This is a genomic window from Streptomyces sp. SS8 (assembly GCF_054072955.1).
Map to the genome: position 1 here is coordinate 1 of NZ_JBSVCZ010000076.1, position 388 is coordinate 388.

At 73.5% G+C, this 388-nt stretch carries 1 pseudogene; it reads left to right on the top strand.

Annotated features, from left to right (window positions below):
- A pseudogene (locus ACW69E_RS27790) lies at nucleotides 1-388 on the top strand (cholesterol oxidase); the annotation flags it as partial.

Below are 388 nucleotides of genomic sequence, written 5' to 3' on the forward strand. Positions count from 1 at the left end.
GGTGCGCACCAACCCCACCAGGACCGCGGCCGACACCCATCTGGAGAACGTCGCCCGGCGGATGGGCGTGGGCCACACCTTCCGGCTCACCCCGGTGGGCGTCTTCTTCGGCGACGGCGAGGACGCGGGAGGAGAGGTCAGGGCCGCCCCGGGCGCGGAGGTGCCCGACCCCTACTTCGGCGGCGCGGGACCGGCCCGCACCACCTGCCTGGGGTGCGGATCCTGCATGACCGGCTGCCGGCACGGCGCCAAGAACTCCCTCACCGAGAACTACCTGTACCTCGCCGAGAGGGCCGGTGCGGTCATCCACCCGATGACCACCGTCACCGAGGTGGCCGAGGACGGCGCCGGGGGTTTCACCGTCACCACCGTCCCCACCGCCAGGCGC